The organism is Endozoicomonas sp. PH6C, from assembly GCF_059322965.1.
In genome coordinates, this window is sequence record NZ_CP185342.1 from 170149 (window position 1) to 183290 (window position 13142).

Below are 13142 nucleotides of genomic sequence, written 5' to 3' on the forward strand. Positions count from 1 at the left end.
CCGTTTGAAACGGGCTCGAAAGGCATTAAGAGCGGTTCACTCTATCTAACGCCCGCTGCGCTTTTTTTGCTGCCTGTTTAAGTGCTTTCTCAGCAGGAACGTTTTGGATTTGAATTTGGTCAGCAGCCACTCTCAGCGCATCCATAATCTTGCCGTTGGTTGGATCAAGAAAGTCAGGGCTTGCTGAGCTGGCTTGCTTCAACGGAATCAGAGCTTGTGGATTCTTCTCTGTAAACAACTTGTACTCAGCGACATCCGCTGCACTCATGCGAACCGGGATGTAGCCTGTGAACATTGACCAGGCGGCGGTTTTTTCGGCACTTGTGTAAAACTCCATAAATTCAAACGCCCCTTGAGCCGCTTTTTCATCGGTTCCTTCAGGCATCACGTAAATAAGTGCACCCGCCTGAGGAGCCGGAGGATGCGACCCCCAGCCAGGCTGAGTGGTCGCTGCCAATTTAGTGAAATCCAGATCACCCTGATCACCTGAAGAACCGGTATAGCCCAGCGCTTGGTCTTTCATCACGTCGTCAATGGTCTTATACCAGTATTCCCAGCCCTGACCACCGTAGTGAATACGCATGATTTCATCATCATGAATCCACGTGCGGAAACTATCCCAAACCTCAACCCACTCCTGTGAATCGATCAGCACCTTTTTGCCATCATTACTGATCACCCGGGCGCCGTTAGAAAAAGCGGCATCGATCAAATTATCAGCGCCCCACATCGGTTCCCAGCCGTAAAACACTGTGTTGCCTTTCTCGTCACGCTTAGTCACTTTTTCTGCAACTTTTGCAACGCCTTGCCAGGTGTTTAAATCCTCTTCTTTAAAGCCATTCTCTGCCAACACTTGTTTGTTGTAATAGAAAACCTGTGTGGTGCCGTAAGCGGGTAAGCCAAATACTTGCCCATCTTCTGCCGTTACCTGGTCTCTAAAGGCAGTGACAAAGTCATCAAAGTTGAATTGTGCATCCATGTAAGTATTCAAGTCACGGCTTAAACCACGCTGTCGCATGGCATCAGCGTAAACCGGGTCCAAAAGTACTAACTCTGGCGCAGTTTTTGACGCTAAACCTGCCTGAAGTTTCTGGTAAGTCTCGGTGTAATTTCCCTGCAGAGCAGGTTTAATCACATATTCATCCTGACTCGCGTTGAACTCTGTAATAAGTTCAGTCATCATTTTCTGAGGCTTTGTACCGCCTGAATACCAGAAGTCCACTTCGGTTTTTGCCAGTACGCTGCCTGAGAATAAAGACGCACTCACTGCGCCGGTAAGCATAAGTGCGAGACTGTTCAGTTTCATGTCCGTTTACTCTTTTACGCCGTTATCGGCGATGCCTGAAAGAATCGTCTTTTGACACACGACGAATAGAATCAATAAAGGCAACACAGCAATTGTGCTCGCAGCCATAATCTGCGACCAATTCAAGCCGTAGTTACCTTCAGCGATAAAATATTGGCGAATACCCGTTGCGATCAGGTTCAACTCTTGTGAAGTAATCACCAGGCTTGGCCACATGTAACTGTTGTAGTTAGTGATGAACGTAATAAGGAACAATGTGGCAACCGCAGCCCGACACTGGGGAAGCATAATGGCCCACAAAATCCTGAATTCTCCAGCTCCGTCAATGCGTGCCGCTTCGATCAGTGAAGGGTGTATTTTTATAAACACCTGACGAAGGTAGAAAACACCAAAAACAGAGGCCGCATTAGAGATAACCAAACCAGTGTGAGAGTCGAGCAAACCCAGTCTGGCCAGCGTGATGTAGGAGGGAATATAGGTCACCGCACCGGGCAACATGTAGCAACCCATCACAACGAAGTAGAGCACAGTTTTGGAGCGGAATCTCAGTTGAGTCAGTGCATAGGCAAACATGGCTGAGTTGATGATCACCAGCAGAGTTGTCAATAACGCCACACTAAAACTGTTAAAGATGTACAAACCAAATGGCGCACTGTGGAATGTTTCAACAAATGTTTCCCAACGGAATGTCTCCGGGATTAAATTAAGTGGGCTGGAAAAAATTTCATCATTCGACTTCAAAGAGCCCGATATCATCCATAAGAATGGAAACACCATCATGGTTCCGCAGGCCATCAGAAAAATATGCTTAGCCAGCGCAAGAAAAGCCTGTCTTGCCACTAAACGTTCTTTAATGGCAATTCTCTTACGGCTAACGGCTTTTATCTGACCTAACGTGATTGAACTATCAATAGCTTGTGTCGTCATAACCCTGTCCTTAGTAGTAAACCCAGCGCTTACCGATGCAGGTATTGATCAGGGCAAGCAAACCTGTGATCGCTAAAATGACCAGCGAGGTTGCTGCTGCCGGGCCCATTTCATACCGCTCAAATGCCTGTTGATAGAAAAGATACAACAAGGTCCGTGTTTCCCCGCCGGGGCCACCCTGAGTCAGAATCTGAAACTGATCGAATGCCTGCACAGCCGTGATGATATTGACCACCACCAGAAAAAATGTGGTCGGTGAAACCAGTGGTAGTGTTATCCTCAGAAAACGGGTCAGACGACTGCATCCGTCAATTAAAGAGGCTTCATATAAAGATTCGGGAATCTTATTTAAGGCGCTGATGTAAAACAGCATTGTCCAGCCAATAGCTTGCCAGATAGTCACGATGACCACGGCCACCATAGCGGTATCCCCTTGTTCCAGCCACGGGATTTTGTCAAAGCCCATAGACATTAACAGTTGATTCGCAAGACCCGATTTAGACTCAAAGACCCAGGACCAGACGATGGAGACAGCAACCGTCGGGGTAATCCACGGAGAAAAGATCACCGCTCGATAAAACTGACTGCCGGCAAAATTGCTGTGTAACAGCAAAGCAAACACAAGACCAAGCACAACGGTAGGAATGACCACTGCGAGCGAGAACCAAAAGGTATTGAGTAGAGCTTGAGTGAACTCAAAGTCCTCTACCATATACTGGTAATTCTCCAGACCAACGAAATTGTATTCTGGCGAAATGTAGTCCCAATCGGTAAAGCTGATATAGACGGAGTAACCAAATGGCACCAACCAGAACGTTACGAGCGGTATCAGTAAAGGTGCAGTAAAAAACAGCACCTTTAACCGGTTCGAAAAATGTTGAGAGAAGGTACGCATGGCTTAACCCTGGCACTTTTAATAATTGTCGATAATTTAAACGGGATATATGACAATTATGTTGAAAAGCACCTCATTTTTTTATGGGTGCACACAAGAAAATCTTTTAATAGATATGAAAAGCAGTTTTCGGACAGGACGAATTTCCAACCAAAAAGAGGTATCATCATCCTGTCTGTGGTCGATTTTTCAGCAAGGAACCACTGGCGTTATCTGTTACTGTTTTTTCCCAGTTGATTCCCTTTGGCAGCAGACAGAACTATAAGCTGCTCATTCGGCATGCGGGTTTGGCCGATGAGAAAACGGGTGACGAGTAAACGGTTAAAGTATATTCCAGTGAGAAGGCCGACACCGAAGATGACCGTTGGCAACACAGCCGTATCACTCTGAAACCACTGAATCCTGATTATCAGCCTATAGTACTTGAAGCCGGATGAAGAGGGGAAAATTCAAGCAATTGCCGGGTTTGTTTGTGTTGTCAATCCGACTAAATCCATTTAATCAGAGCGAGCTATCAGAGATCAGGTAATGCTGAAATCGTTAACCTTAACCAATGTCGGGCCAGCAGAAGGAAACCAAGCCATCCTTTTTGCTCCCCGACTTAATCTGATTACCGGCGATAACGGTCTGGGTAAAAGTTTCCTGCTGGATATTGCTTGGTGGGCGCTGACCAGAAAGTGGCCTCAGGAAGTGAACTATAACTTAACATCGGGCTATATGGCACGACCGGTGAATCCGGAAAAACCAGCCAGTATTGGCTTTGAGTCAAAGGGGAAGTCTCGGTTTGTTGAGGTTAACGTCCCATTTCGTCGGACAGAACAGCAATGGGTCTTTCCGAGATCCAAACCGGCACTGGCAGGTCTGGTTCTTTATGCCTTGCCTAATGGTGGGTTTGCAGTATGGGATCCGGCCAGAAACTATTCAGATGCCAAAACCGGAGCAGCCCACGAGAGACGTGCAGCTTATGTTTTTACTCCAGAAAATGTTTGGGACGGCCTTGAAGGTGGAGACGGCAAGCCCCTCTGCAATGGTCTGATACAGGACTGGGCGGGCTGGCAGAAAGAAAAGGGTGAGACATTTGCACTACTGCAAAAAGTACTCGCTGCTTTGTCCCCCTCCCCGGAAGAGCCTATTGAGGCGGGTCAACTGGCGCGGATTAGCCTGAATGACTCGAGAGATATCCCTACCCTGAAAATGCCCTATGGGCATGAAGTGCCTGTGATTCATGCTTCTTCAGGCATGAAGCGGATTATTGCCCTGGCCTATTTGCTGGTATGGGCCTGGCGGGAACATTTGGCAGCCTGCAAGTTACTGGGACAGACACCGACCCAACAGATCATATTCCTGATTGATGAAATTGAAGCGCATCTTCACCCCAAATGGCAGCGCAGTATTATCGTGTCGCTGCTGGAAGTAGTGAAATTGCTGGTGGCAAAGCGTACAAATGTGCAACTCATCACGGCCACGCACTCCCCTCTGGTGATGGCGTCGGTAGAGCCTTTCTTTGATGCTAAGAAAGATGGCTGGCTGGACCTGAACTTTGAAATAGATAAAAAAGGGAGGGGTTGCGCTGTTATTTCAGAGACACGTTTTGTTCGACAGGGTAACGCAAATAACTGGCTTTCCAGTGAAGCTTTCGACTTGAAAAGCTCGTATTCACAAGAAGCAGAAGCAATAATGGAAGAGGCCGGTAAGGTTTTAAGTAGTGATTCTGTGACATCGGAACAGGTTGGGTATATAGATAAAAAACTGCGAACTGTTTTGAGCGATACTGATCCTTTCTGGATGCGCTGGCGCTCCTTTGCTGAGAAAAAGGGGTGGCTGGGTGATTAAGGTGAAACCTCAGCCGGAACCAGTGGATTTTGATGTAAAGGTACGCCAGAAGGGTGTTCGACATCTTGAGGAAAAAGGCATTAATCTACACAAGCCTTTGCCTGAAGGCATGAAAATCTCTCCCTATTGGCGCGATTGTATGGATGAGTTATATCAGGCTTATTCAGGTGTTTGCGGCTACCTGGCAGTACACTTTGAACGCACCACCGGTGGTGCGACGGTGGAACATTTTGCAGCTAAATCCCGTCGTGCAGACCTGGCTTATGAATGGAGCAACTACAGGTTAGCCAGTTCTATCGTCAACAGCCGCAAGAACGATTATGAAGATGTGTTGGATCCCTTTGAAGTAGAGAATGGCTGGTTTCATGTGGAATTAGTGAGTGGACGTATTTTTCCAGCTCCGGAACTGCCAGAGAATATTTTCCAAAAGGTTGACGAGACCATTAGACGTTTGAAGCTGGATGACGGGAATAACCGTGAAATGCGTGCTCGGCATTATTATGAATACAGTCAGGGGGAGTATACAGAGAGCTTCCTGATGAAGCGTTCTCCGTTGGTATGGGCTGAGGCTCGTCGACAGGGTATGTTGCTTTAGTAACCTGAGAGGTCTCGTCAGCTCGTTCCCACGCTGAGCATGGGAACCAGACTTTTGCTGCAGCCTCTCCAGGGCGGGGAGGATCTCAAGCAAGCTACTTCAGGCAGGTTACAAGATTTCGACACCCAGATGACAGATTAATGACTCAAAGAAGATGAGAAGAGATTAATGATAACGGTTCCGGTTAGAATAAAGCCAATACCAATCAATGCATAAATGTCCAGCTTTTGCCCATATATCAGCCATGACAAAGCTGCGACCAAGACAATACCTGCACCACACCAGATCGCATAAACCACACCCAGTGACATGGTTTGAACCGTAATCGACAACAGGTAAAATGCCAGACCATAGGCTATCAATACCGCTGTTGTCGGTATGGGGGCGGTAAATTGATGGGTTCTGGGCAACCAGGACGTTGCAAAGACCTCTAATACAATCGCTAAGGTCAAAGTCAGAGCAGGCGTATTGGATAGCAACATATCAAGCCGTATTTAAACTTTCAAATTCCCGAATTCTGCGAGCCTTGTAAAATTGCAGTTATCTTTGTTTGCAAATTAACGAAACAGGCTCTTGTAAAACGGGGCGGACCATATAGGACTCCCTGGGTAATAAGATGTCAGCAATATTCCCCATCTGGAGCTTATTAAAATTGATAGATTGACTCTACTGGTCCATCTGAGTCGGTCTGATACACAGCGTCCCGGCAGATGGATATAAGCACTCAACCATACGAAATCGTATTTTCTGACTTATTGTTCAGGCACTCTGACTGCGTTGCAACTCTGGTCAAATAGCTTGCTATGTTCCCGTCGTTTCGCCTTGCAGAGCACCTGCCCAATAAGCCAGACATATTCGATTTCGTATGGCAGAGTACTAAAGGTAACTTATAACAGAATTGGGTTGCCAAATGCAGCAGAATTTTGTCATCTTGCTAAAAAGTCGGTATCTTGAAATTTCGCTTTATGAAAGAGAGGAGTTGTTATGACGGATACTGTACTTGAGAAGCGGCGCTATCCACGCAAGGTTCTGGCTGAGCCCGCCCAGGTCGTGGACAATGACAGTGGTCAACTACTGGGGGTTCTGGAAGATGTATCCAGAGGAGGGTTCAGTATTACTACGGATCAACCCATTCGGTTGGAAGACGTCAGGAATGTTACCATGGTACTGCCTGGTCTTAATGACACAGCGCACCACGTAACACTGGTGGCCAAATGCGTCTGGTGTCAGTCTGGTAATAAACAGGGCGATCACAGCATGGACTTTGCCGCTGGATTCCAGCTTCATGATATTGAAGAGCAGGATGCAGTCGCCCTGAATTATTTTATCAGGGATTACTGATTAGTCAGGAATTGGGAGATTCAGTGTTTCTTTCAGTTCTTCCATGACAATGTAGCTTTTGGATTCCCTCACTCCCGGAAGCTTCAGTAATATGTCGCCCAGCAACTCCCGGTAAGAAGCCATTTCTGAAATACGGGCCTTGATCAGGTAGTCAAAGTTACCGGAAACCAGGTGGCATTCCAGCACGTTTGGAAGAGCGACAACTGCCCGTCGAAACTCGTCAAAGATATCGGCCGATTTGGTATAGAGGCTGATTTCAACATACACCAGCAAGCCTGCTTGAAGGTACTGGGGTTTTAACCGGGCACTATAGCCCTGAATGATGCCTTCCCGCTCAAGGCGTTTGACCCTTTCCATGCAGGGTGTGGTACTCAAGCCCACCCGATCTGCCAGATCCACATAGGAAATTCGACCGTTTTCCTGGAGTGTGCGAAGAATATTACGATCGATCCTGTCCAGTTGCCGGACGACTTCTTTTCGACTTCTCATTTCAGCAATCGTCTGATTCAGGTAGTTTTGGGCATGGTGTAAATTACCGCATTGCTCCAGGTGTCGATGTACACCAGGACGCCTTTTTCCCCGTGGCTCCTGACCGTCATAAGAAGGCTTCAGTCACGGACTGAGAAGAGTATGGCACGTGCAGAGAATATACAAGTGCTGAAACGGTTCTGCAATGTAAAGGATTTGACAGATGCGCTGGTTATTAAAGCGTTCCCGGCAATCGGACAATTTTTCAGGTGGATTCATACTCTCTCTTTGCAGGTAACTTGCTGAGAGTACGAAATAGGAAACCGGTTTATATTACACAACAGCTGATAGGGAATTGTGCCCGCATGTCGTGCTACTTCATTCACCGACAAGTCTTTACCCCAGAGTAAAGCAGGATCTCCCACGTTCACATCACCTATTTCTGACAAATCAACCGTTAACATATCCATGGAGACCCGACCTGTCAGTGGTACTGGCTGACCATTGACGAGTACCGGCGTACCATTGGGAGCCAGGGGATAGCCATCGGCATAACCCATGGCGATGACGCCTAAACGCGTCGTCTTGTTGGTCACTGCGGTACCGGAATAGCCTACCGGGCTGCCAGCAGGGATTTCCTTGATATTGATAATGGCTGAGTGGAGCTCCATGACAGGCTTGAGCCTGGATTCAATGTTATGAGCCTGATCAAAAGGAGAGGCTCCGTAAAGCATAAGACCGGGGCGGCTCCAGTCTGCCCTGGCAGCGGCACAATGAATGAGACCGGCCGAATTGGCAATGCTTCTTTTACCCGGCAATCCAAGGGTATGTTGCTCAAAGACTTCAAGCTGCTGCAGGGTGTAGCCATTGTCAGTTTCGTCGGCACAGGCAAGGTGAGTCATCATGAGAATCTCGTCGATCCAGGGCAGTTGCTCAAGCCTTGCCCAGGCATCGCGATAATCGCCGGGAAGAATACCCACTCTGTGCATGCCGGAGTCCATTTTCAGCCAGACCCTGACAGGCTTCTCCAGTGGGGTTTGTTCAAGCTGTCTTACCTGTTCCGGACTTTGTACGACAATGTCAATATTTTCTGAGGCAATATTGGTGAGTTCGGAATGTTCAAAGAATCCTTCGAGAATAAGCAGACGGTTTCTGATACCGGCTGCCCTGAGCTCCAGGGCTTCTTCAATACAGGCCACTGCAAACCCGTCGGCTTCCTCTGACAGGGAGTGGGCACATCTGATGGCACCATGGCCATAAGCGTCGGCTTTTACAACGGCCAGAACATTGCCCCCGCCCGCCAGTGATTTAGCCAATCGATAGTTATGCTTTAGAGCGTCAAGATGAATGACGGCCCTGGCCGGACGACTCATAGTAGTCGCATTTCCCCCGAGTCAAATCAAACAGCCATGAGCCGAAAATACAGCTCAGGCTGAAGTCTGAAAATGGCAGCAGAGTCTGATAGCGCTGCATTTTCAAAGTTATCTGGATGCTATCAGTTAATAAGTTATTGCTCTTTAAGTGTTTTTATTAATTCTATTAGTAACTAAATAATACCCTTTATAGCTAATTCTCCCTATATTTTGTTTCTTATTGTTCTAAACAGTTGGTCGTCATCTGTATCTAAACTGTCTCTCCAAATGAACATTCACCTGCGATGGCAGCTATTTTTTCATTAGACCGTCAGAGGTAGCGTTTTTTCGGTCACACTCAAGAGGGGCAGTATGATTTTTGTTGATGGGCTGGAGTATCCAGTGTCCGCTTTGATATTAAACGACGGAAGTTTAGTTGTTTCAGAAGTCGGTCAGGAGAGAGGTCGTCTGACCCGGGTTTCAGCCTCAGGAAAGCACCGCCATGTTTTTGCGCAGGTCGACAGGCCCAATGGTATTTTACAGGACAACCATGATGGCAGTATCTGGGTTGCCGAAACCCGTGAGCCATCTCTGCTCAGGCTCAACCCCGATGGCTCGCTGGCGGAGAGACTTTACGGAGACGGTGAGAACCCCTTTCTTTGGCCCAATGATATGACTCTGGGGCCTGAAGGGGCCATTTACCTGACAGATTCTGGTATCCGCGTCGCTGACCTGATCACTCGGGAAGGGCCTGATCCGGAAGTCTGGGAGGGGCCAATGCAGGGAAAATTGTTTCGCATTGATCCCGTCAGTAAACAGGTGGATTGCCTTGATGACGGGTTTCGTTTCGCCAATGGTATTGCCTTTGCTCCTGATGGGAAGCTCTATCTCAGTGAGTCGGCAACAGGGAATATCTATCGTTATCCGTTTACAGACAGACTGGAGGTTAGCAGCCGTGAACAGTTTGTGTCGGTCACCGATACTGCCGGCCCATGCCGGGTTGTGGGGCCCGATGGAATCTCTTTTGACAAAGAGGGTAACCTTTATGTGGCCATGTTTGGTCAGGGGCATGTGGCCACTGTCACTCCCGATGGCGAGATTCATCGAACCATTGTGACCAGAGGCTCATGCCCCACCGATGTTGTTTTCGGTGGCAAAGGTAGCAAAAGACTTTACATCACCGAATATCAGCGGGGTAGAGTTGAAATCACCGAAGTACCTGACGAGGGTTTTACTTTTCAATTTTTGTGATTTTGGAACCTTCCAGAGTCAGGTTATACATCAATCCCTTGTTATTGCTGATAAAGCCAATGATGGGAGCTCTAGCGGTTTTAGTGTCTATACCTTCTCCGGCACCAAACTCAGCAATAGCAATACTACCATCGATACCCGCTTCCCAACCTTCGCTGTTCACGAAGTTGTTCAGAGCCTCGCTGGTCATGAACATGACAATCTGGGAGCGAGCCTGTGCGCCCAGCTGGAAACCGATAGAGGCCGATACGGTATTGTAATAGTCCTGTATTGCTCCATTCTTTAAAAGTGCGCCTTCACCGTATTCACCACCCACAACCAGCCCGCCTTTCAGAACCTTGGGGAAGACCAGGATTCCTTTCGCTCTGCTGCCCAGAGATTTTGCAGCACTGCTCTGTGCATAAAGATTTTTCAACGCTTCATGGACGGTAGCATTGAGTTCAGTGCTGGAAGCAGCATGGGCAGAAAGTGACAAGAAAAGGATAAAAGCCGTTACCAGGAGGTGTCTGAGAGAAGCCATATCGGTGCGATTCCGGTAAATAGTGTTGGTCAATGTGGGATCTTGCAGGGTATGTAAAACGAGAGTACCTGCTTTTCCGGGCGAATAGTACCAGATAAATGAGTGGGTTGAAGGCTTTAATACCGGGAGGGAGGGAGAGAGGGAAAACGAGAGTACAACACCCTGAAACAGAGTCCTCTCGAAAGCGTCAAAGTTAGAAGTCGTACTTCATTCTCAGGTAGTAGTTCTGAGCTTTGTAATCTGAACTCTGGTTCAGTTCATAACCCACAACGAAGCTCATGTTATCGTTGCGACGGTAGGTCACACTGGCTGAAGCCTGATAGCTGTTCTTGACAGCGTCGGCCCCTTTTGAGGTGAACTCGGGTCCACCGAGCACGTAACGTGTGGTGGTTTCTACGACATCACCCTTAAAGTCATGCCAGGCCATCAGTTTCAGAGAAGGTTCGAGTTCACCCTGGTCGACTTTGAAAGCCTGACTGATTTCAACGCCAGCACCCAGCTCGACCTTTTGATATTTCTGGCTGTCCACATTCAGGGCAAAACCGGTCGCATACTTGTCATCTTCCTTAAAGGCTTTACTTTTGACCATGGTGTAGTTGAAACCGACCATTGGCACTATCTTCATCTCACCAAAGCTCTGGTTCATGCCCAGCATGGTGGTCAGGCCGTACTGATGACTGATATAGTCCGAAGTAATCGGCGCATCGACAAAGCCATCGATATAACGGCTACGCTCGTTGTTACTGCGACCGATGTTAATGACGCCATCCAGGAACCAGTTATCTTGCTCCCAGGAGCCGTAGAGGCTGACCTGGTAGTTCTTGATGGTAGAGTTGTCATTAGAATCGTGTTTGTCTATTTCGGCATTGGCTACAGTGAATGCAGCTCCTACCAGGTAGTCATCGTTGATGGTGGTTTCTGCGCCCAGTGTCAGACCACTCAGATCGGCATCGAAACCGAAAAGTCTGTCTCCACCATCGTTTCTGCGATCATCCTGAGTGACGTCCGAGCCAAGAACCTGCAACCAGAAACCCTGATTGGTGTAACTGCCACCGTATGACAGCCCAGTGTCAGACAGGTCATCTTCCTGAACCGCCCTGACGTGGGCCAGAACGTTGGTCTTAACCTTGGTTTCTGCCGTTACGTTGGTCATCTGGACGGCGTCAGAGTTGTTGAATTTACTCTCCCTGGCGAACTCAGCCAGTTTCTTTACATCAGTAATGTTGGAAACAGTCTTGTAAAAGTTATTGAAACTCGTGGAGTTGATGGGGTCCCGGGTGATCACTGTCATCGTAGCCGCCAGAGCTTCTTCAGTGGTGGCCCCGGCACCTTCCTGTGCAATCAGATTCTTAAGTGCTTCGAGGGTTCTTGGTGTCAGATCTGTGGTCAGAGCATTGCCGTTCTGTGTGACCTCGGTAGTATCAATCAACACAGAGTGCTCAATTGTCAGATCGGAAGCATTCAGGTTAGTGTTGGCTTCAATAATTTTTGCATCTTCTACGGTGTTGCCAGATTCTACGACTTCCAGGGTAGGAACAATTTTCAGCGTTGAACCTGGGTTAATATTGGCAGTACCGGTGACAATCAGAGCTGGATTGGTGGCGGAGTCGGTATCCATCTCTGTTGTAATGACCCCTGTTGAATAAACAGTCAGATCACCATCAATGGTCTGTGCTCCGGGTTTGTCAAAGCTGGCAATACCATAGATTTTGACGTCTGTTGTACCGGAATTCTTCTTGATATCACCTCGGAAACTGGCTACGTATGAATCTGACCTTACGACTGTGATGCTTTCAACATCCTCAATATCGCCACCAAATGTCGAGTTACCACCTATCGTCAGAATATCACCGGGTCCGGTATAACCCAGCACTTTGCCCTCTACCGTACCGTCAACGACTCCCATAACAAGGGCTCCACCGGCATCGCTGAAGTCAATAGAAGTATCTCCGTTTGTTTTCAGTACACCGCCATTAACTAAGATCGTAGCATTTGTTCCGAGCTTCCCACCTTCGGCTGCTGTGATGGCTCTGTTACCTTGCAGTGTCCCGGTTATGGTGACGATGCCCGACAGCTCTTCTTCAATTCTGAAAGCATCTCCGTCTTCTACCTGAATAGTGCCGCCCAGATTGGTTTCTCCAACATTGATTTGAATGACGCTGGCTTCGCCGTTACTCAACAGGATACCGTGGGCTGTACCTTTACCATACAGGCCGCTGAGCGAAGGCATATTCACGGCGTAGCTGGTATTAGCCTGGCGATAGAGCAGAATGGCTTCGCCATTCGGGTTATCGAGATTGATATTGACTGGCTGAAGTAACGAGCCCTGGACGTAGAAAGTACCGTTGTCAGCATCCAGAATGAATGCATAGGTGTCGGTTGCTTCAGCATTAACATTGCGTGTCACTGCACCGAATAGCCCGCTGGCGGCGTAACTATCGCCGTCACTGGTGATTTCTGTCACTGCGCTGGACTGGGTGGCGGCAAATGGAATTGTTGCAGCAATCACTGCAGCGAGAGTCTTCTTCCTGAACAGGCTCTTGTTCATCCTTTCTTCCTTGCATTAGATGACTGCGATTTTTTCAAATTTGAAATCCGGCTGAATCCACTATCGGCACACGGCTGGGAATACTTCAGGGCTGAAGAGAAAAAAA

12 protein-coding genes are annotated in these 13142 nt (G+C 48.0%); 4 read left to right on the plus strand and 8 right to left on the minus strand.

The features are described 5' to 3' along the window. Positions 1-25: 25 nt before the first annotated feature. Genes ACOMG9_RS00635 through ACOMG9_RS00645 form a run of 3 tightly spaced genes read right to left on the minus strand, consistent with a single transcriptional unit; the run spans position 26 to position 3128 of the window. Positions 26-1306: an extracellular solute-binding protein gene (locus ACOMG9_RS00635; protein ID WP_422411592.1), complete on the minus strand. Its 1281-nt coding sequence runs from the start codon at positions 1304-1306 to the stop codon at positions 26-28. Between the two features lie 6 nt (positions 1307-1312). After that, on the minus strand, positions 1313-2233 hold the full coding sequence (locus ACOMG9_RS00640; protein WP_422139605.1) for a carbohydrate ABC transporter permease: 921 nt from the start codon (positions 2231-2233) through the stop codon (positions 1313-1315). 10 nt (positions 2234-2243) lie between these two features. Further along, entirely contained in the window at positions 2244-3128 is an 885-nt protein-coding gene (locus ACOMG9_RS00645; protein WP_448215369.1) for a carbohydrate ABC transporter permease, read from the minus strand. Between the two features lie 528 nt (positions 3129-3656). Between ACOMG9_RS00645 and ACOMG9_RS00650 the strand changes: the two genes are divergently transcribed. Together ACOMG9_RS00650 and ACOMG9_RS00655 are read left to right on the plus strand one after the other, a co-directional pair. Continuing rightward, entirely contained in the window at positions 3657-4961 is a 1305-nt protein-coding gene (locus ACOMG9_RS00650) for an AAA family ATPase (protein WP_448215370.1), read from the plus strand. Further along, the gene (locus tag ACOMG9_RS00655) at positions 4954-5556 is read left to right on the plus strand and encodes an HNH endonuclease family protein (protein WP_448215371.1); all 603 of its coding nucleotides are present in this window, start codon (positions 4954-4956) and stop codon (positions 5554-5556) included. Before ACOMG9_RS00650 ends, ACOMG9_RS00655 begins: the two co-directional genes overlap by 8 nt. Positions 5557-5693: 137 nt before the next feature. Here ACOMG9_RS00655 and ACOMG9_RS00660 read toward each other — a convergent pair whose 3' ends face one another. Next, complete coding sequence (locus ACOMG9_RS00660; protein WP_422136428.1) at positions 5694-6038, minus strand: DMT family transporter; 345 nt, start codon at positions 6036-6038, stop codon at positions 5694-5696. Between the two features lie 502 nt (positions 6039-6540). Between ACOMG9_RS00660 and ACOMG9_RS00665 the strand changes: the two genes are divergently transcribed. Beyond that, complete coding sequence (locus tag ACOMG9_RS00665; protein WP_448215372.1) at positions 6541-6897, plus strand: PilZ domain-containing protein; 357 nt, start codon at positions 6541-6543, stop codon at positions 6895-6897. Here ACOMG9_RS00665 and ACOMG9_RS00670 read toward each other — a convergent pair whose 3' ends face one another. Together ACOMG9_RS00670 and alr are read right to left on the minus strand one after the other, a co-directional pair. Continuing rightward, positions 6898-7386 carry an Lrp/AsnC ligand binding domain-containing protein gene (locus ACOMG9_RS00670; RefSeq protein WP_422136430.1) on the minus strand — a complete coding sequence of 163 codons (489 nt, stop codon included), beginning with the start codon at positions 7384-7386 and terminating at the stop codon, positions 6898-6900. A gap of 254 nt (positions 7387-7640) precedes the next feature. Further along, on the minus strand, positions 7641-8738 hold the full coding sequence (gene alr, locus ACOMG9_RS00675) for an alanine racemase (protein WP_448215373.1): 1098 nt from the start codon (positions 8736-8738) through the stop codon (positions 7641-7643). Positions 8739-9089: 351 nt separating this feature from the next. Between alr and ACOMG9_RS00680 the strand changes: the two genes are divergently transcribed. Further along, entirely contained in the window at positions 9090-9968 is an 879-nt protein-coding gene (locus ACOMG9_RS00680) for an SMP-30/gluconolactonase/LRE family protein (protein WP_448215374.1), read from the plus strand. On the opposite strand, the gene ACOMG9_RS00685 is transcribed toward ACOMG9_RS00680, so the two are convergent. Beyond that, on the minus strand, positions 9949-10521 hold the full coding sequence (locus tag ACOMG9_RS00685; protein WP_422136433.1) for a BPSL1445 family SYLF domain-containing lipoprotein: 573 nt from the start codon (positions 10519-10521) through the stop codon (positions 9949-9951). The genes ACOMG9_RS00680 and ACOMG9_RS00685 overlap by 20 nt on opposite strands. Before the next feature lie 160 nt (positions 10522-10681). Beyond that, on the minus strand, positions 10682-13036 hold the full coding sequence (locus ACOMG9_RS00690) for an autotransporter family protein (RefSeq protein WP_494529642.1): 2355 nt from the start codon (positions 13034-13036) through the stop codon (positions 10682-10684). Positions 13037-13142 lie beyond the last annotated feature (106 nt).

Excerpts from the sequence above, each read along its gene's own strand:
- ACOMG9_RS00650 (WP_448215370.1), top strand. The coding sequence starts at position 3,657 with ATGCTGAAATCGTTAACCTTAACCAATGTCGGGCCAGCAGAAGGAAAC.
- ACOMG9_RS00645 (WP_448215369.1), bottom strand. The coding sequence starts at position 3,128 with ATGCGTACCTTCTCTCAACATTTTTCGAACCGGTTAAAGGTGCTGTTT.
- ACOMG9_RS00660 (WP_422136428.1), bottom strand. The coding sequence starts at position 6,038 with ATGTTGCTATCCAATACGCCTGCTCTGACTTTGACCTTAGCGATTGTA.
- ACOMG9_RS00640 (WP_422139605.1), bottom strand. The coding sequence starts at position 2,233 with ATGACGACACAAGCTATTGATAGTTCAATCACGTTAGGTCAGATAAAA.
- ACOMG9_RS00690 (WP_494529642.1), bottom strand. The coding sequence starts at position 13,036 with ATGAACAAGAGCCTGTTCAGGAAGAAGACTCTCGCTGCAGTGATTGCT.
- ACOMG9_RS00635 (WP_422411592.1), bottom strand. The coding sequence starts at position 1,306 with ATGAAACTGAACAGTCTCGCACTTATGCTTACCGGCGCAGTGAGTGCG.
- ACOMG9_RS00680 (WP_448215374.1), top strand. The coding sequence starts at position 9,090 with ATGATTTTTGTTGATGGGCTGGAGTATCCAGTGTCCGCTTTGATATTA.
- alr (WP_448215373.1), bottom strand. The coding sequence starts at position 8,738 with ATGAGTCGTCCGGCCAGGGCCGTCATTCATCTTGACGCTCTAAAGCAT.
- ACOMG9_RS00665 (WP_448215372.1), top strand. The coding sequence starts at position 6,541 with ATGACGGATACTGTACTTGAGAAGCGGCGCTATCCACGCAAGGTTCTG.
- ACOMG9_RS00670 (WP_422136430.1), bottom strand. The coding sequence starts at position 7,386 with ATGAGAAGTCGAAAAGAAGTCGTCCGGCAACTGGACAGGATCGATCGT.